Annotated in this window: 20 protein-coding genes and 5 tRNA genes; all 25 read right to left on the bottom strand. The window is 40.7% G+C overall.

The genetic code is table 11. The features are described from left to right. Positions 1-18: 18 nt before the first annotated feature. On the bottom strand, positions 19-396 hold the full coding sequence (gene rplL / locus MB09_RS14185; RefSeq protein ID WP_045081582.1) for a 50S ribosomal protein L7/L12: 378 nt from the start codon (positions 394-396) through the stop codon (positions 19-21). A gap of 95 nt (positions 397-491) precedes the next feature. Beyond that, the gene (gene rplJ, locus MB09_RS14180; protein ID WP_045081581.1) at positions 492-1,013 is read right to left on the bottom strand and encodes a 50S ribosomal protein L10; all 522 of its coding nucleotides are present in this window, start codon (positions 1,011-1,013) and stop codon (positions 492-494) included. 12 nt (positions 1,014-1,025) lie between these two features. Further along, positions 1,026-1,724 carry a 50S ribosomal protein L1 gene (gene rplA / locus MB09_RS14175; RefSeq protein WP_045081580.1) on the bottom strand — a complete coding sequence of 233 codons (699 nt, stop codon included), beginning with the start codon at positions 1,722-1,724 and terminating at the stop codon, positions 1,026-1,028. Positions 1,725-1,745: 21 nt separating this feature from the next. After that, a complete protein-coding gene (gene rplK / locus MB09_RS14170) occupies positions 1,746-2,183 on the bottom strand; it encodes a 50S ribosomal protein L11 (RefSeq protein ID WP_045081579.1) in 438 nt (145 codons plus the stop codon). Between the two features lie 72 nt (positions 2,184-2,255). Next, a complete protein-coding gene (gene nusG / locus MB09_RS14165) occupies positions 2,256-2,810 on the bottom strand; it encodes a transcription termination/antitermination protein NusG (RefSeq protein ID WP_045081578.1) in 555 nt (184 codons plus the stop codon). Positions 2,811-2,813: 3 nt separating this feature from the next. Next, a complete protein-coding gene (gene secE, locus MB09_RS14160; RefSeq protein ID WP_045081577.1) occupies positions 2,814-3,002 on the bottom strand; it encodes a preprotein translocase subunit SecE in 189 nt (62 codons plus the stop codon). Positions 3,003-3,139: 137 nt separating this feature from the next. Continuing rightward, positions 3,140-3,212: transfer RNA gene (locus MB09_RS14155), tRNA-Trp, on the bottom strand. 176 nt (positions 3,213-3,388) lie between these two features. Further along, complete coding sequence (gene tuf / locus MB09_RS14150; RefSeq protein ID WP_045081576.1) at positions 3,389-4,576, bottom strand: elongation factor Tu; 1,188 nt, start codon at positions 4,574-4,576, stop codon at positions 3,389-3,391. 57 nt (positions 4,577-4,633) lie between these two features. Next, positions 4,634-4,705: transfer RNA gene (locus MB09_RS14145), tRNA-Thr, on the bottom strand. 83 nt (positions 4,706-4,788) lie between these two features. Next, positions 4,789-4,861: transfer RNA gene (locus MB09_RS14140), tRNA-Gly, on the bottom strand. Between the two features lie 117 nt (positions 4,862-4,978). After that, a tRNA-Tyr gene (locus MB09_RS14135) sits at positions 4,979-5,060 on the bottom strand. A 49-nt stretch (positions 5,061-5,109) separates the two neighbouring features. Continuing rightward, positions 5,110-5,183: transfer RNA gene (locus tag MB09_RS14130), tRNA-Thr, on the bottom strand. Between the two features lie 113 nt (positions 5,184-5,296). After that, complete coding sequence (hpf, locus tag MB09_RS14125) at positions 5,297-5,599, bottom strand: ribosome hibernation-promoting factor, HPF/YfiA family (protein ID WP_045081575.1); 303 nt, start codon at positions 5,597-5,599, stop codon at positions 5,297-5,299. Between the two features lie 65 nt (positions 5,600-5,664). Further along, positions 5,665-6,549, bottom strand: coding sequence for a tyrosine-type recombinase/integrase (locus MB09_RS14120; protein WP_045081574.1), 885 nt, complete (start codon positions 6,547-6,549; stop codon positions 5,665-5,667). Positions 6,550-6,717: 168 nt separating this feature from the next. Further along, a complete protein-coding gene (gene rpsU, locus MB09_RS14115) occupies positions 6,718-6,912 on the bottom strand; it encodes a 30S ribosomal protein S21 (protein WP_045081573.1) in 195 nt (64 codons plus the stop codon). A gap of 88 nt (positions 6,913-7,000) precedes the next feature. Then, the gene (locus MB09_RS14110; protein ID WP_045081572.1) at positions 7,001-8,419 is read right to left on the bottom strand and encodes a carboxypeptidase-like regulatory domain-containing protein; all 1,419 of its coding nucleotides are present in this window, start codon (positions 8,417-8,419) and stop codon (positions 7,001-7,003) included. Positions 8,420-8,445: 26 nt separating this feature from the next. Beyond that, the gene (locus MB09_RS14105; RefSeq protein WP_045081571.1) at positions 8,446-9,612 is read right to left on the bottom strand and encodes an acyl-CoA dehydrogenase family protein; all 1,167 of its coding nucleotides are present in this window, start codon (positions 9,610-9,612) and stop codon (positions 8,446-8,448) included. Between the two features lie 46 nt (positions 9,613-9,658). Beyond that, the gene (locus MB09_RS14100; RefSeq protein WP_045081570.1) at positions 9,659-10,543 is read right to left on the bottom strand and encodes a ComEA family DNA-binding protein; all 885 of its coding nucleotides are present in this window, start codon (positions 10,541-10,543) and stop codon (positions 9,659-9,661) included. A gap of 12 nt (positions 10,544-10,555) precedes the next feature. After that, positions 10,556-12,181, bottom strand: a complete 1,626-nt coding sequence (locus MB09_RS14095; protein ID WP_045081569.1) for an alanine/glycine:cation symporter family protein — start codon at positions 12,179-12,181, stop codon at positions 10,556-10,558. 102 nt (positions 12,182-12,283) lie between these two features. After that, positions 12,284-13,291 (bottom strand): potassium channel family protein, encoded by a 1,008-nt coding sequence (locus MB09_RS14090; protein WP_045081568.1) that lies wholly within the window; start codon positions 13,289-13,291, stop codon positions 12,284-12,286. Continuing rightward, complete coding sequence (locus MB09_RS14085; protein ID WP_045081567.1) at positions 13,288-13,518, bottom strand: PspC family transcriptional regulator; 231 nt, start codon at positions 13,516-13,518, stop codon at positions 13,288-13,290. The genes MB09_RS14090 and MB09_RS14085 overlap by 4 nt, the downstream gene beginning before the upstream one ends. Before the next feature lie 55 nt (positions 13,519-13,573). Next, on the bottom strand, positions 13,574-14,881 hold the full coding sequence (locus MB09_RS14080; protein ID WP_045081566.1) for a DUF2851 family protein: 1,308 nt from the start codon (positions 14,879-14,881) through the stop codon (positions 13,574-13,576). A 55-nt stretch (positions 14,882-14,936) separates the two neighbouring features. Next, positions 14,937-15,317 (bottom strand): DUF202 domain-containing protein, encoded by a 381-nt coding sequence (locus MB09_RS14075; protein WP_045081565.1) that lies wholly within the window; start codon positions 15,315-15,317, stop codon positions 14,937-14,939. Positions 15,318-15,406: 89 nt separating this feature from the next. Beyond that, positions 15,407-16,765 (bottom strand): pyridoxal-phosphate dependent enzyme, encoded by a 1,359-nt coding sequence (locus MB09_RS14070; RefSeq protein ID WP_045081564.1) that lies wholly within the window; start codon positions 16,763-16,765, stop codon positions 15,407-15,409. Between the two features lie 138 nt (positions 16,766-16,903). Further along, positions 16,904-18,139: an ABC transporter permease gene (locus MB09_RS14065; RefSeq protein ID WP_045081563.1), complete on the bottom strand. Its 1,236-nt coding sequence runs from the start codon at positions 18,137-18,139 to the stop codon at positions 16,904-16,906. Positions 18,140-18,142 lie beyond the last annotated feature (3 nt).

Raw genomic sequence — 18,142 nt, 5'->3', positions numbered from 1 at the left:
GTTTGGAACGTAAGGAGCTTACTTAAGCTCAACCTCAGCTCCAGCTTCTTCTAGTTGAGCTTTCAAAGCCTCAGCTTCGTCTTTAGAAACGCCTTCTTTTATCGGAGAAGGAGCGCTATCTACCATTTCTTTTGCTTCTTTAAGACCAGCACCAGTTAATTCCTTAACTAGTTTTACAACCGCAAGTTTAGATGCGCCAGCAGCCTTCAACATTACTGTGAATTCTGATTGCTCTTCAGCGGCTTCGCCACCTGCAGCAGCACCACCAGCAGCAACAGCAACAGCTGCAGCAGCAGGCTCAATGCCATACTCGTCTTTTAATATTGTAGCTAACTCATTAACTTCTTTTACTGTTAGGTTAACCAATTTTTCTGCGAAATCTTTCAAATCTGCCATTTCTATCGTTTTTAAAAATAATTGTGTTTATATAAATTAATTAGTGCAATAACATTCCTCTATATCTCCCTTTAAAGGAAGACAAAAGGGGTTTTTTATCCTTCTCTTTCGGATAAGGTCTTAACAATTCCCGCAAGCTTTCCACCACTTGATTTAAGTGCTGAAACAACATTTTTAGCAGGCGATTGCAACAACCCGATAATTTCTCCAATAAGTTCGTCTTTCGACTTAAGTTCAACCAGACTATCCAATTGATTGTCGCCAACATAAATTGACTCTTGGATATAGGCTCCCTTCAAAAGAGGCTTATCAGATTTCTTTCTGAATTCCTTAATTACTTTGGCAGGCGCGTTTCCTGTTTCAGAAATCATCAAAGATGTATTTCCTTTCAGGATATTTGTAAGCTCACCGAAATCCTTATCTGAACTCTCCATCGCTTTTTTAAGCAATGTGTTCTTAACAACTGCCAACTGAACCCCTGCTTTGAAACAAGCGCGGCGAAGGTTAGTAGTATTCCCTGCATCAAGGCCTGAAATGTCTGCCAGATAGATATTGGCATTATCAGACAACTGTGCAGTCAACGTTTCAATTACTTGTGATTTTTCTTCTCTTGTCATAATTTCCAGTTTTTACTGCTCAGTAAACCTTTTTGTATCCACTTCAACTCCTGGGCTCATTGTGCTTGACATGAAGATACTCTTAATGTAAACACCTTTTGCGGCCTGAGGTTTAAGTTTAACGAGGGTTGTTAATAATTCTCTTGCGTTTCCTGCAATCTTTTCGGCATCAAAAGATGCTTTCCCGATTGCTGCGTGTACGATACCAGTCTTGTCAACTTTGAAGTCGATTTTACCAGCTTTTACATCAGAAACTGCTTTAGCAACGTCCATTGTTACTGTACCTGTTTTTGGGTTTGGCATAAGGCCACGAGGACCTAGTACACGTCCTAAAGGACCTAATTTACCCATTACGCTTGGCATAGTTACAATTACGTCAACATCTGTCCATCCTCCTTTAATTTTATCGAGGTACTCATCAAGACCTACGTAATCTGCTCCGGCTTCTTTGGCTTCGGCTTCCTTATCGGGAGTTACCAATGCCAATACTTTTACGTCCTTACCAGTTCCGTGCGGAAGGGTAACAACGCCACGGACCATTTGGTTCGCTTTACGTGGATCCACGTTAAGACGTACTGCAAGGTCAACGGAAGCATCAAACTTTACGCTGGTAATTTCTTTTATTAAAGCAGAAGCCTCAGCTACAGAATAGGCCTTGTTAGGCTCTATTTTTGATGCGGCTTCCTTTTGCTTTTTAGTTAATCGTGCCATTTTATAGATTCTTTTTTCAGATTAAAAAGGTGCGTCACCTTTTACTTTTATTCCCATGGAACGTGCAGTACCGGCTACCATTTTCATAGCAGACTCTACGGTAAATGCGTTAAGATCGGGCATTTTATCTTCCGCGATCGTTTTAATTTGGTCCCAAGAGATTGTGGCTACTTTTTTTGCGTGTGGTTCACCGGAGCCCTTTTTCGCTTTTGCAGCTTCAAGTATTTGTACTGCAGCGGGTGGTGTTTTAATTACAAAGTCAAAAGACTTGTCTTTATACACTGTGATCGCTACTGGCAATACTTTCCCCTGCTTATCCTGGGTTCTAGCGTTGAATTGCTTACAGAACTCCATGATGTTAACACCGGCAGCACCAAGAGCAGGTCCAACTGGGGGTGATGGATTGGCAGCACCTCCGCGAACTTGCAACTTAACTACTTTACTGATTTCTTTTGCCATTTCTAATTTTTAAATGTGGTTATTCAAAAGTGGAAGCCTCCGAAAAACCTATTAAGCGTAACAATTAAACTTTTATACTTTTTCTACTTGCATATAGCTCAACTCTAAAGGTGTTTTCCTTCCGAAAATCTTCACCATTACTTCAAGCTTGCGTTTTTCTTCATTTATTTTTTCCACCGTACCGTTAAATCCATTAAATGGACCATCTATCACTTTTACGGTTTCACCAATGGTGTAAGGGATATTAACACTATCGTCTTTTACCGAAAGCTCATCTACCTTACCAAGCATTCTATTAACCTCAGATTGTCTAAGTGGCACAGGATCTCCTCCTTTGGTCTCTCCCAAAAAGCCGATTACCCCGTTTATAGATTTTATAATGTGCGGAATTTCTCCACCCAGATTTGCTTGTATCATTATATAACCGGGAAAATAAACGCGTTCTTTGTTTACTTTCTTTCCGTTACGGATCTGTATTACTTTTTCAGTGGGCACTAGCACTTGGTCAATATAATCCTCAAGTTCCAATCGCTTTATCTCATTTTCGATATACGATTTGATCTTGTTCTCCTGTCCACTTACTGAACGGACCACATACCACTTTTTTGTACTTGTTGTTTCGGTCATTGCTTACGACTTGATCCAATCAAAATATAAACCTACCACCTTACTGAAAACGGTATCTACACCCCAAACCGCCAAAGCCAGCAAAACAGAGAAAACCGCCACGATAACAGTTAGTTTCTGTGCTTCCGCCCAAGTAGGCCAGGTTACGTGATTCTTAAGTTCTTTGTACGATTCTGTAATATAATTTACCATTTTGTCGCAGTTTTTAGGTTTCGGAATGTAATTGAAATTTACTCTTTTGCGCTTGTTTTGCTATTTGCCCTTAGCGCTGCTTTCTTCTTGTTTTGCGCAAGCTTTACACCGGTACGCAATTCATCATTTCAATTTAGCACGGGTTGAGAGGCTCGAACTCCCGACACCTGGTTTTGGAGACCAGTGCTCTACCAACTGAGCTAAACCCGTAGATAAATTATTTTTATTTATCTTCTTTCGTGCTCTACCATCCCGATAGGTATCGGGAGAGCTAAACCCGTCTATAAGGATTAGCATCATTAAAGGTGGTTATGCTAAACCCGTTATAAAAGCCAAGGTATCCCAAAGTTAATTTGGGACACCTAGAGCTTTTGATTATAATATAATTAGTCTAAAATTTCAGTTACCTGACCTGCACCTACAGTACGTCCACCTTCACGGATAGCGAAACGAAGACCTACGTTCATTGCAATAGGCTGAAGCAACTCAACGTGGATAGTCAAGTTATCACCTGGCATTACCATTTCAACTCCTTCTGGAAGGGAAATTGTTCCAGTTACGTCAGTTGTACGAACGTAGAACTGTGGACGGTAGTTGTTGTGGAATGGGGTATGACGACCACCTTCTTCTTTCTTAAGGATATAAACCTCAGCTTTGAATTTAGCGTGTGGAGTTACAGAACCTTTTTTACAAATAACCATACCACGGCTAATATCGTTCTTCTCAATACCTCTTAAAAGGATACCTACGTTATCACCAGCTTCTCCTCTATCAAGAATTTTACGGAACATTTCAACCCCAGTAATTGTAGAAGTCAATTTTTCAGCACCCATACCAATGATATCAACAACATCACCTGTGTTTGCAACACCTGTTTCAATACGGCCTGTAGCAACAGTACCACGTCCAGTAATAGAGAACACATCTTCAATAGGCATTAGGAAAGGCTTATCAACATCACGTGTAGGAAGCTCAATCCAACTATCCACAGCCTCCATTAATTGAAGTACAGTATCAACCCATTTTTGCTCACCGTTAAGTGCACCAAGAGCAGAACCGGCAATTACGGGTCCGTTATCACCATCATACTCGTAAAAGTTAAGAAGGTCACGGATTTCCATTTCTACTAGCTCAAGCAATTCCTCATCATCAACCATATCCACCTTATTCATGAATACAACGATACGCGGAATACCTACCTGGCGACCAAGAAGGATGTGCTCACGTGTTTGTGGCATTGGTCCATCTGTAGCAGCTACAACTAGAATAGCACCGTCCATTTGGGCAGCACCAGTAACCATGTTCTTCACATAATCCGCGTGACCAGGACAGTCAACGTGCGCATAGTGACGGTTAGCTGTTTGATACTCTACGTGTGAAGAGTTAATTGTTATACCTCTTTCTTTCTCCTCTGGAGCGTTATCAATTTGGTCGAATGATCTGGCTTCCGAAAAACCAGCATCAGCCATCACTTTGGTAATAGCTGCGGTTAACGTTGTTTTACCGTGATCTACGTGTCCAATTGTACCAACATTTAAGTGTGGTTTTGACCGATCGAATGTTTCTTTTGCCATTTTGTATTAATTTTAATCTTAGTTATATATTAGTGATCTATTGTATTCTAAATTTTGAGCCAATGATGGGAATTGAACCCATGACCTCTTCCTTACCAAGGAAACGCTCTACCCCTGAGCTACACCGGCGTTTTTGGTTTCAGGTTTCAGGTTTTGAGTTTCAGGTTACTCCAACCTGTAACTTGCAACTTTACAACTTGTAACTCATTTTGAGCGGGAGACCGGGTTCGAACCGGCGACATTCAGCTTGGAAGGCTGACGCTCTACCAACTGAGCTACTCCCGCAATTTATTGAAATTCCAAAAAAAGAAATTCCAAATTCCAAAATTTTAAAGAACAGTTCCAATTCTGAAGCCAAATCCTTTTGGAGTTTGGTGCTTGAAAATTGGAATTTTCAAACTGTGGGGAGAGCAGGATTCGAACCTGCGAAGACGTAGTCAGCAGATTTACAGTCTGCCCTCGTTGGCCGCTTGAGTATCTCCCCAAGTCCTTTTAAAACCCAAGTTTTAAAAGGTGTGTTTTCAATATTTCAGAGCCGATAGAGGGACTCGAACCCACGACCTGCTGATTACAAATCAGCTGCTCTAGCCAGCTGAGCTACATCGGCTTTTTGACCTCTTTTTAAGGCTATTTTTCAGCCATAAAAAAGTCCGCTATTTCTAACGGACTGCAAATGTAGAGAAATTATTTTTTCTACAAAACTTTTTCTAAAAAATTCTATTACAAATATGCTTTTTGTTTTTGTTTTCTTTTTTTAAGCTGCCTTTCAAGAGCCTTTACCACATCGTCAATAGCCTCTTCAAAGCTTTTCGCCTCTTTCTTTACCATCATATCATCGCCAGGAATGCTCAACAATACTTCCACGATTTTATTTTCCTTCTCGCTGGTTTTTTGCACTTTTAAAAATACGTCCGCAAAAATAATTCTATCGTAAAACTGCTCTAGTTTGGACAATCTGCCTTCAACAAATGCCAGAAGTTCATCTTTGGCCGCAAAGTTGGGTGTTTGAATGTTTACCTTCATACTATATTATTTTTTAAGTTAATGTAATATGTAATTTTACCCCATATACTCTATTTTGAATTTGTCTAGTTACGCGGATGGGCATTTTTATAAACCTCCTTCAACTTGGCTATGCTATTTTGAGTGTACACCTGGGTCGAGGCCAAACTGGAATGCCCCAGCAACTCTTTTACTGAATTAATGTCAGCGCCTTCGTTCAAAAGGTGCGTCGCGAAAGAATGACGCAAAATGTGCGGGCTTTTCTTCACCTTTTCCGAAGTTTTACTAAAGTATGAATTTATAATCCTGTACACAAGTGTTTCGTAAATTTTAACCCCCTTTTGCGTGAGAAACAATGCCTCTGAGTCTTTGATGTTTTCGAGTTGAGCCCGAATGGACAGATAATGATTCAAGGATTGTAGAACTGTGGGCAATAGTGGAATTATGCGCTCTTTATTCCTTTTGCCCAACACCTTCAGGCTTTTCTGCGAAAAAGAAACATCCCCCACTCTAATATGTATCAACTCTGCCCTGCGTATTCCCGTGGAATAAAAAAGCTCCACTACCAATCGGTCCCGCACACCCTCAAAATCTTCCTTTTCTCTGAAAAGCTCCATCACATTTCCAATTTCGTTTTCTGAAAAAGGGACTTGTATTTTTTTTGATGTTTTCAAAGCTTTGTGCTTTGCCAAGGGGTTGATTTCGATCTGGCTCGTTTTCAGAAGAAATTTGTAGTATGTTTTAAGTGAAGAAATTTTTCTATTTACGGTTCGGTTTGAAATGCCCGAATCTACAAGTGAAACAATCCAGCTTCGAACAATGCTATAATTCACGGTTACAATTTCCGAGTACTGATATTCTTCTGAGGCAAACTTTTGAAAATCCTCCAAATCCTTCAAATAGGCAGTCACCGTGTGCGGCGAGTACTTTTTTTCAAGCTGAAGATAGTCCGTGAAGGTTTGAAAAGACATTGGTTGTAGATTTTAAGCGCTTTGTCACAATAACCAGCGAAATCGCCAAAAGTGAAAATTGTATTACAAAATAACTCAATAACTCACTAACACAACAATTTTTATGCATAAAAAAATCCGCTGGAAAAATTTCCAACGGATTTATATGTTTAAGATTCAGATAGATTACTAAATATCTTCCTGATCTCTTAGGTTTTGGATATACTGAGCTTTTTGAAGCTGTGCTCTTTTCTTAACCGATGGCTTTGTAAAAGCTTGTCTTGCACGCAATTGGCGCATTGTTCCTGTACGGTCAAATTTACGCTTGAAACGTTTCAGCGCTCTGTCGATATTTTCTCCGTCTTTAACTGGTATAATTAACATAGTGTCATCACCTCCTCTCTTTAGGGCGGCAAAAATAGAAAATAGTTATGAGTTATGAGTTATGACTTGTGACTTTTTTTAAAAAAAGTTATTCTTTATACAAAGATGCACGTTTGCTCAAATCCTGTATAAGCTTCTCCTCCTCTTTACTCTCCAACAAAACGTTGTAACTTTTCCAAAAAGATTCATTGTAAGGCTTACTTGAAAAAATATCTGCGGACCAATCGTTTTGTCGCAGTTCCTGTTTTACGAGTTCCGGATCTTGGATGATGTCGCTGAATAAAATTTCCTGAATGGTGTAGTAATACTGTTCGTCCTTGTCAAATCCCGGTTCGGCCTCGGTCTTTATCCTATCGGAAGAACGGTCGCCCGTGTTTACTAGTTTTGGGGTTTCGTAGTAGATATAATTCGGATACATTTTTCCGTCGTAATCCTTATAGGTCATTACCAGTTTGTGGATGGTCTGCGTATCAAAAAGACTCTTGCTGCGTTTTTTCTGTACGTCAGATGCGGCAACAAGTTCATACTCCACTTTTTTGATGGCGTAATTGTCGTAATAAATATAGATCCATCCCTTGGGCTCAAAACCTTCGTTGTAGATGTTCGGCGTGTTCAGCCCAACAAAATCAGTACCTTTTTCAATTTTAATTTTATAGATTTTTCGTCCGTTGTCAACTAAAATAGTATCGAGTTCAAACTGATGCTTTTCCAACATATTTTTCCCCAACAAAGCACCGGTAACATTTGAATTGCGGACCAAATTGAGCTTGCCCTTAAAAAGATTCTCCAAGCCATTCACGCGGCTGTCGTTCCATTTTATGGCTTCAATTAAAGAGGAAGTTTTAATCGAATTTCTATTCAAATTTGAGGCCTTTGAATTCATGCTTTTTAAATAAGCGGAATAGGTAAACAGGCTATCAACATCCCTTAAATCATAACTTTTACGAGTTTCGTCCACGTTTATTTTTAGGTTGTCCTTTGCTCCGGCAGCATAACTGGAATCGTATAAGGTGATGGCGCTTTCAATAAGCCATTTGTATTCCTTTTTGTTGCGCTCTTTGTGGCGCAGAAATCCCTTTTGAAGGTAGGCTTGCTCGGGAAGATTTTTCGGAAGTTTTTCAATGGCTCTCTCAACAATACCATTTCCGGTTGTGGGGCGCGGATCTGCTACGATTACCACTTCATCCAGCGAGGCGACGTCTTCTTCCAAAAAAATATCGGAGCCATTTTCAAATTCACTAATTACAACCCTAAAGCTTTTGTACCCGATGGAAGAAATAACCAACGTATCCTGCAAATGTTGCTGTGGCACTTTCAAAACGAAATTTCCATCGGCATTGGTTATGGAGCCGATAGTTGTGTTTTCAATATAAACACTGGCGCTTTCAATGGGCTGAAATGTTAAGAAATCCGCAACCTTACCTTTTAGCTCAGTTTGGGCGAAGGTTGTTGCTGTGATGAAAAAAATAAATAAGGTGAAAAGACTTTTTAAAGTGAAATGCTTCATTTCCTGAAATTAGAATTATGAATAAATTATGTCGCCGGCTTATATTCCTTGCCCTCAATAACCATCTTCGCAATTATCTCACGTAAAATCTCGGAAGTTCCACCACCAATGGGCCCAAGCCTACTATCACGCAGTAAACGCGCCAATGGGTAATCTTCCATATAGCCATAGCCGCCCAAAAATTGCAGGCATTCGGTCATTACCTCATCGGCAACTTTGGTGGAAATGAGTTTGCTCATTGTGGCTTCCTTTACCACATATTCCCCTTCATTCAACCGTTTCGCCGTAACGTAGTTAAAGTTCTTGCATACCTCAATTTCACTGGCAAGTTGTGCAACGCGGTGCCGCAACGCCTGAAATTTTGAAATACTTTTTCCAAAAGCAAAACGGTCCTTCATATATTGAATGGTATATTCCAAGGCAAACTCGCTACGGGCATGGGCGTTAATACCCATAATCAAACGCTCCAAGGCGAAATGTTGCATGATGTACGGAAAACCTTTGTTCTCCTCGCCCATCAAATTTTCCGCGGGAATTTCCACATTGTCAAAGGCAATCTCTCCAGTATCGCTAGCGCGCCAGCCCAATTTATCGAGTTTGGTTGCGGAAACGCCTTTTGCATCGCGGTCCACCACGAAAATGCTTATTCCTTTGTTGCCCAATTCGGGAGCTGTTTTTGCCGCTACAATCAGATAGTCGCTATAAATTCCGTTGGTGATAAATGTTTTGGAACCGTTCAGAATGTAACTATCGCTTTTTTTTACGGCAGTACTCCGCATCCCGGAAACATCACTACCTCCGAAAGGTTCGGTAATGCAAAGACAGCCTATTTTTTCACCAGTTATACTCGGTGCAAGATATTTTTCCTTTTGCTCGTGGTTGGCCTCTTTTTTAAGGTGCGTCATCGCCAAATAGGCGTGCGCCCACATTGCCGCCGCAAAACCGCCGCTATTCACCTTTTGAAGTTCTTCCAAAAAGATTACGGTATAAAAAAGGTCGAGATCCAGGCCACCATATTCCTCGGGCTGATAGATTCCGAAATAGCCCATCTCGCCAAATTTCTCCCAAATGAAACGTTCTATATGGCCGGTTTTCTCCCACTTTTCTATATGAGGGACAACTTCCTTTTGAAGAAAATCCTGAAAACTCTTTCTAAAAAATTCGTGTTCTTCTGTAAAATACATTTTATCCATGCGATGCAAAACTATTATTTATGAGCCTTTCGGCGATTTAGAAAATTTACTCAACGGACAAATATAACTGAATTAGCTGTAACTTTCTTTCCGTCATTCCTTCAATTTTGGCCAGTTCCTCAGTGGTAGTTACTTTTTCACGCAGACGCCTGAACTCCCAGATTTTTTTTGCCATTTCAAAAGAGATTCCCGGTACGGTGGAGATGTCGGAAGCAGAGGCCGTGTTCACATTTATCTTCGTTATCTGTTTTGGAGTTTTTACTGTAAAAAAATTAAGTGCGCGCTGTACCACCGAAGGTTCCAATCCGTAAACGCTATATAATTGCACATCATGTGAAAATCCACCCAATTTTTCGCGATACAAAATAATTCGTTTGCTCAATGCCTCGCCAATACCACTAACCTGCTGTAACTGCTCTTCCGTAGCGATATTGAGATCTATTTTTTGTGAAAAAGTTTTCTCGTTAAAGCCTTTTTCGCTTTTATAATCTTTGAAATCACTTCTCGGCTTCGGATTGTTGACCCAATCGGGAAATTTAAAATACGGACTCAATGCATTCAACAACGAATCTGAAACTCCCGTAACCTTTTTAAAATCTGCCGCGGAATTGATCCATTTGCCCCCCTTTCTATATTGCAGCAAACGGTCTATTTCTTCATTGGTCATTCCCAAAGTATAACCTTTGTAATCTGTAATGAAATTTGGGTTGAAGGGATATTTTTTTGGCTTTTTATTTTCGATTTCAACTGTACGAAGCGAATCAATTTCTTTTTGCATTGAGACAATTTCGGATGAAGAAATATCCAAAGTATCTTCTTCCGAAAAATCAACGAACCAATAAACACATAATAATGAAACAATGAGCAACAACAAAAGCAAAATCCCACTCCGTTGCTGCTTGCTGAACGTGAAGTGGGATTTTAGTTCCATACTGTTTCGTTTTTACATATGTTTCTGCATATCTTCCAAACCATCATCAATGGCTTCATGCTTGGTACGGATAGCCTTCATATAGCGATTCAATTCTTTTCGTACAACCGGCGTTAATAACACAACACCAATTATGTTAGGCACTACCATCGCGAAAATCATGGCGTCGGAGAAGTTGATAACCGACCCGAGGCTAATAACCGACCCAACCCATATAAAGATACAAAATAACAGTTTATAAATAAGCTCGGTAACTTTTCCTCTTCCGAAGAGATATACCCAGCCCTGCATTCCGTAGTAGGACCAAGAGATCATTGTAGAAAAGGCAAATAAAATAACAGCTACGGTCAGTACTACAGAGAAGTGCGGAATTACACTATCAAATGCGGTGGCGGTAAGTTCTACCCCTTCGTTGATTTCTACTCCATATTGAATAATGTTATTGTCAAAATTGGTAATTACAATAACCAGGGCGGTCATAGTACAGATAACAACCGTATCGATAAACGGTTCCAAAAGTGCAACAATTCCTTCGGAAGCAGGATATTTGGTTCGTACTGCAGAGTGGGCAATAGCCGCGGAACCTACACCCGCTTCATTTGAAAATGCACCACGACGAATTCCCTGTATCATTACCCCTACCAATCCACCGGCAATACCGAGACCACTAAAGGCTCCTTCAAAAATCAACGCAAACGCATCACCTATATGATGGTAATTGGCAACCAAGATTACAATGGCTCCCAAAACATAAATACCCGCCATAAATGGAACTATCTTTTCTGTTACCTTGGCAATTCTTTTAATACCTCCAATGATTACAACTGCTACTATTATAGCCATTGCAATTCCAAACCAAATGGCAGCACTCGTTCCCTGCAGTTCAAAAAGCTGCACAAACTGCGCTGCGGCCTGATTGGCCTGAAACATATTTCCACCGCCAAAAGAACCCCCGATTACGAATATTGCAAAAAGAATAGCAAGTACTTTTCCAAGTCCACCCAGACCTTTTTGACCCAGACCTTTTTTAAGATAATACATAGGCCCGCCGTAAACGGTCCCGTCCGGCCCCACGTCGCGGAATTTTACACCCAGGGTACATTCGGCAAATTTGGACGCCATACCCAGTAAACCTGCCACGATCATCCAGAAGGTTGCTCCCGGTCCGCCAATGGAAAGTGCCACTGCTACTCCGGCAATATTTCCCAGACCTACCGTTGCGGAAAGTGCTGCGGTTAAAGCCTGAAAGTGGGAAACTTCGCCATCTGCGCTGTCATCGCGGATAGTCTCTATCAAATTTTCCTGCTCGTTTGACGTTACGTCGCCGTAAAGTGTATCGGCGCCGTGTTTTTCAATGTCTTCATATTTTCCGCGAACTACCCGAATTGCAGTACCGAAACCTGTGAAGTTTATTAATTTGAAATAGATTGTGAAATAGAACGCCCCTCCGATTAAAACGATAAGAACCCAAGGAATCTGGAAGGATTCCGAAAACGGGATTTCATAAAAAATTAAATCAACAAACCAGCCCGTGTATTTTTGGAAAATTGCATCAACTCGGTCAGAAGCTGAGTTATTCTGCGCAAAGGTGATGATTGGTATTAAAAGTGTGATTAGCGAAAGAAGATATTTCTTCATAGTGGAATTTTAAGATTTAACGTTTTAAAAAATAAAACGAAGCAAGATGCTTAAAAAAATCTACAATTTCAAAAAATTAAAAGGAAATTTGTTAACGTTTCCTTAAACACCGTATTCTCTCTTCAAGCTTTCTATTTGTTCGGGGCGCCCGATCAATATAAGTTTAGAATTTTTTTTAAGTATTAGGGAGGGTTCGGGATTTACAATATATTCTCCCGAAGGTGATCGGTAGCCAATTATGGAACAGCCGGTCTTCTTTCTGACATCCAAATCATGAATAGCCTGTTCCCTACCGTCGGGGCACATATTTTCAAACGGTATTTGCTCTACGTTGATGCTATCCTGCTGGCCCGAAACGGTCAAATTATCCAAAAACTCCACGAGATCTGGCACTACCACTAGGGAAGCCATATGGTCGCCGCCAATTTTATCGGGCATTATTACATTATCTGCCCCGCCAAGTTTCAGTTTTTTATAACTGGTCTCTTCACTGGCGCGGCTTATAATTTTAAGATTTTTGTTCATCTGCCGGGCCGATAGTACGATAAAAAGATTGTCGGCATCGTTTGGGGTGGCGCAGATAAGCGTTGCGGCTCTTTGAATCCCAGCCTTTAAAAGTACATCGTCTTCAATGGCATTGCCAAGGATAAAAAGATTCTTCTCATCCGAAAAACGGTCTATAACATCTTCGTCCTTTTCAATAATAACAAAAGGACGGTTATAAGCCAATAATTTCTGGGCTGCCTGCTTGCCGTTTCTGCCATATCCGCAAACAATAATATGATTATGCATGGATTCCAATTTTTTCTGCACTTTTTTCTGTCTTAAAACACCTATGTTCTTACTTAAAATATATTCGGTAATTACTGAAATGGCGTACCCAACGATAAAGATACTGGAAATGATAAGAAGCGACACAAATATTTTTTCTGCAGGGCTCAAAGGCATGACTTCGCCATAACCAACAGTTGTTATGGTTATTACAGTCATATAAAAAGCATCAATCCAACTATAGTCTGAGAAAAACCTAAATGCTATCACTCCTGTGGCAAAGACAACGAGGAGCAAGAAAACAGCAATGGCTATTTTGGAATTATAAAGTTGCTTCATAAATCAAAGACCGAAGTTCGTTTTGTGTTCACAAGATCCTTCAGTTTTAAAAGGAAAGCCAAAGTAAGATAGATGGCAAAGCCCACTCCGAAAGTGGCGAAGGAAACATAAATAAAAAATAGCCGAACGCTCTTGGCGCGCATTCCCAACCTATCGGCCAATCTGGAAGACACATAAAAGCCTCGTTTTTCAAGATAATGGCGCAATGAATATACTGCTTGCAACATAGCTGCAAATTACACTTTTTTCCGCTTTAAATTGAAAGTCAAGGTAAGGAAAAAGTCAATTTTCCATTATCCCTCTTACTTCGGGCTGGGCGACCGTGCCAATTATAGAACTGCCAATGGCGCACTGCAAACATCGGTTCTTGTCGCAATATTCCGTTTTAAGGTGAAGCAATGCCTGACTGTGGCCTGCGCTTTTTGATATCTTTTTTAAAGAATTGAACTTTTTGACGATGGCATTCTCTTCCGAAGAAATTTTGGCGGCCAGTTCCAATATTTCGTCAGAAATGTCCCGGCCCTGTTGAACCGCATAGCAAAACTTAATAGGTATAATGGTATTGATTACCAAAAGATCCATCAAGCTCTTGGAAACGCGTTTTTTGCGTTGCAAGGAACCAATCCCAAAATTGTAATGCGTGTCCCAATACTCGCTTCCCGCTACGTTGAACAATTCATAAAACGCTTCTAAATTTTTTCCGGAAATTACTTTTGAAAAAAGGCTGGGCTGCTCAAAATAGAGCATCGCGAACTGTGCCAGGCGCACCGTGGGAAAGTTCGGTGGACGCAGCCTGAAAAACTTCGGGACAATTACATTTGCATTGTCCAGTTGGAATTTGTGCTTTAAATATCCATAACGGGTTTTCAGCGTTTTGAAATACCAATCCTCCGTATCGCCTTCCAGTAACCCAGCCTGCCCCATTAAAAGGGCCTCCAAATCTTGCCGTTCCTGGCTACATTTTTTTACTACCGAAAAATCAATCGATTTGGCAACGCTGAAAAAGGAATCGCCATTTACCTTCAAGCCAAAATTTTTACAAAGCATTCTAAAAAGTAAACTTTCCCAGTGGTTTTGAGTTTCTTTCAGCTCCTTCAGAAGTATCTTTTCTTTTCTTTGAAGCCGTTCCAGATACAGTCTTTCCAACCAATTTTCCGCAGTAAACTCGTCTATTGAAGCAAAATCATTTTCGCAGTTGATCCATTTTTTTTCCTTTGAAAACAGCTTTTGGTAGTGCTCTTGGGTGGTTTTCGGAACGTGTTTTTTCAAAATAAAAGTGGGAATCGCGGAGCCGTCCTTTCTGTAAATTTCGGCATCGTGTTCCCATACTACGTGGAGGATCACGTTGTCATACGCCGCGTCGGTTTCGTGGGCATGGGCATACCAATCGGAAGACTTTAAGTGAATTTCCACATTGCCGGCCCATAGTTGGCCATCCAACTCAATCTGGGCATTAAAAAAATCAGGGCCAGAGTTCTGGTTATGACTCCCGGGGTTTTTTATGTGTAAAATTTCACCATTTGAAGTGCAAATACCGCCCACGTCAAACTTCTGAAATTTCCACACGTAGTGCAGAAAATCCTCTTTCATTTGAAACTATTTTAGTGGGGAGTGTTAAACTGTGAGATAAATATAGCGAAAAATATTATGCCTCCGCCTCTTCCTTTTGTAATTTTTCCTGTGTATCTGCCTGTTTTTGAACTTTTTCTGAAATGGTATCCACAAAAAGAATACGGTTCCATTTGTAAAGCCTGCGCGATAGCAACACATACCTAAAAATGCCGACGGCCAAAAAAATCACACAAACCGCAAGGGCCACATAGCCCAACCATTTTATGCTCTCAAAATCCTTTAATTGCAAGATTCCAATTCCGCCCAAAAGTAAGTATAACGAAGAACGAATGTAGGACAGCAGCGTACGCTCGTTGGCCAGTTTGGTACGCTCCAGTGCCAATATTTCATTGGTATTTGCGGGTACCGGCTTGGTGCGAAGAAATCGAAATAATTTTTTGGCTTCGTTTTTCATAGTAGCATAAAAATACGAATTATTTATTGGAGATCGTAACCACAAATTCACGAATAATTATATATCATTCGTGAATTCGCGGTGGAAAATTACAAGGCTCTTATTATATCGTGCTTCGTAATTATATTGTATTTCCCATCGCCCAAATCGACCAAAACGGCATTGTTCTCTTTGTGGATCAGTTTTGAAATTTCTTCAATTGAGGTGCTCTTTTTTACAATTGGGAAAGGTTTGTGCATTACTTCTTTTATCGGAAGATCTGCCACGTTTTTGTTTTCCAGATATTTCCGAAGCAAATCGGTCTCGTCCACGGCGCCCACAAAGCCAGTAGTGTCCTCCACGGGAATTTGGCTGATGTGGTATTTTTTCATCCTTTCGATAGCGTGGCCAACCAGTTCTTCCGTTTTTACTGTAATTAAAGGTTTATCTGCGTGTTCTTGAATCAAATCCGAAGCGTTTTTAACTTCATCCTCCACAAATCCGCGCTCGCGCATCCACTCATCGTTGTACATTTTGCCAACGTACCGGCTTCCGTGGTCGTGGAAAAGAACGACTACCACATCGTCTTTTGTGAATTTATCCTTAAGTTGAAGTAAGCCTTTTATCGCCGCTCCGGCTGAATTCCCTAAAAAGAAACCTTCCATCTTGGCGAGTTTTTGGGTATAAATAGCGGCGTCTTTATCGGTTACTTTTACAAAACCGTCAATAACACTGAAATCCACATTCTTCGGAAGAATATCTTCGCCAATTCCTTCGGTGATGTAGGGATAGATTTCGTTTTCGTCAAAAATTCCCGTTTCGTGGTATTTTTTGAAAACACTTCCGTAGGTATCAATTCCCCAGATTTTTACATTTGGGTTCTGTTTCTTTAAATATTTCCCTACGCCGCTGATGGTACCGCCAGTGCCCACGCCCACTACAAAATGGGTTACTTTTCCGTCGGTCTGCTTCCAGATTTCCGGGCCCGTGCTTTCGTAATGTGCCTTGGTGTTGCTGAGATTGTCGTATTGGTTTACGTACCAACTGTTGGGCGTCTCCTCCGCCAATCGTTTTGATGTGGAATAATAGCTTCGTGGATCCTCTGGGGCTACGTTTGTTGGGCAAACAATTACTTTGCTGCCCACGGCCTTCAAAATATCAATCTTTTCCTTGCTTTGCTTATCACTGATTACGCAGACCATTTTGTAGCCTTTTACGATTGCGGCAAGTGCGAGGCCCATCCCTGTATTTCCGGAGGTTCCCTCGATAATTGTTCCGCCGGGCTTCAATCTTCCGTCGGCTTCGGCGTCTTCTATCATCTTTACGGCCATTCTATCCTTTACCGAATTTCCCGGGTTGAAAGTTTCATATTTGGCGAGCACCAAAGCGGGGATATCCCCAATTATTTTGTTGATTTTCACCATGGGCGTATTGCCGATGGTTCCCAATATATTTTCTGCGTATTCCATAACAAATTTTAGAAGTGCAAAGGTATAAAAAAGTCCTCCCCCAGCCCCTCCAAAGGAAGGGAGATTTTTATGAGCTTGATAAATTATCGATTAAAAAAAAGACCCCAAAGATTTTTAGACCTTTGGGGTCTAAGTTCGTTACTCAAACCGTATGGCCTTCACAGGAGAAATTTTTGAAATAATAAAAGAAGGTATCAAAAGCATTAATAGGCAGAGCAAAAATGTGCCTGCGTTCAATATTAAAATATAGTCCCAATGCAAATAAACTGGGGCTTCGTTTACGTAATAAGTATCTGGGTTTAGTTTGAAAATTTTACCGTATTTCTGTATTAAAAGTAAACCAATCCCTATAATATTTCCCCAAAAAAGACCGACGCCAATTAAGTACATGGCGTTATACAAAAACACTTTCCGCACGCTCCAGTCGCTGCTGCCCAAGGCTTTTAGAATCCCAATCATTTGGGTGCGTTCCAAAATCAAAACCAACAAAGCGGTAATCATATTGATGCCCGCCACCAAAATCATTATTCCAATAATCATTATAATGTTGAAGTCAAAAAGGTCCAGCCACTCAAAGATAGAGGCATATTTTTGGCGGATGGTCTGTGTGTCGAGCGTGCTTCCGGTTTCGTTATAAACTTCGTTGCCAATTGGGACTATTTCATCAAAATCATCCACAAAAACCTCAAAGGCGCCGATTTGGTCGGCTTCCCATTTGTTCAGTCGCTGAATGTGGCGAATGTCCGTTATTATAAATTGTTCGTCAAACTGTTGAAAGCCGCTGTTGTAAATTCCCACAATATCAAAACCACGGCTGCGAGGAGTTTTGGAAACTTCATCGTTCAGAAAAAAAGTAGTTACTTTATCGCCCAGTTTCAGATGTAGCCTATTCGCTAAATATTCCGAAATCAGGATGTCCTCATTTAAATCGCCTTTAAAATCGGGCAGTTTTCCCTCAACCAAATAATCCTTGAAATATTCCCAATCATAATCGTCGCCAACGCCTTTTACCACCACGCCCTCAAAATCGGTCTCGGTGCGGATTACGCCGCCTTTTGAAGCGGTAACTTGCACGTGTTTTATTCCTTCAATGTTTTTGAAAGTTGGATAAAAATCCTGGTTTTTTGAAATTGGGTTTTGGGAATCGTTGGAAAAGTTGGTGTCGAAATTAGTGATAATAATATCGCCATTGAAGGCCGAAACCTTTTCGCGAATCTTTTTTTGAAGTCCTACGCCCGTGGCAATGGAAACGAGCATCATAATAATGCCGAGCGCAATTGCGGTGATTGCAATTTTTATTATCGGTGCCGAAATACTACTTTTATAGTCCTTGGAAGCAATGATGCGCCGAGCGATGAAAAATTCGAAATTCACTAC

Source organism: Aequorivita vladivostokensis, assembly GCF_000952855.1.
Lineage (GTDB): Bacteria > Bacteroidota > Bacteroidia > Flavobacteriales > Flavobacteriaceae > Aequorivita > Aequorivita vladivostokensis.
Note: the sequence above shows the minus strand (reverse complement) of the source record. Positions and strands in the feature narration are given on the sequence as shown.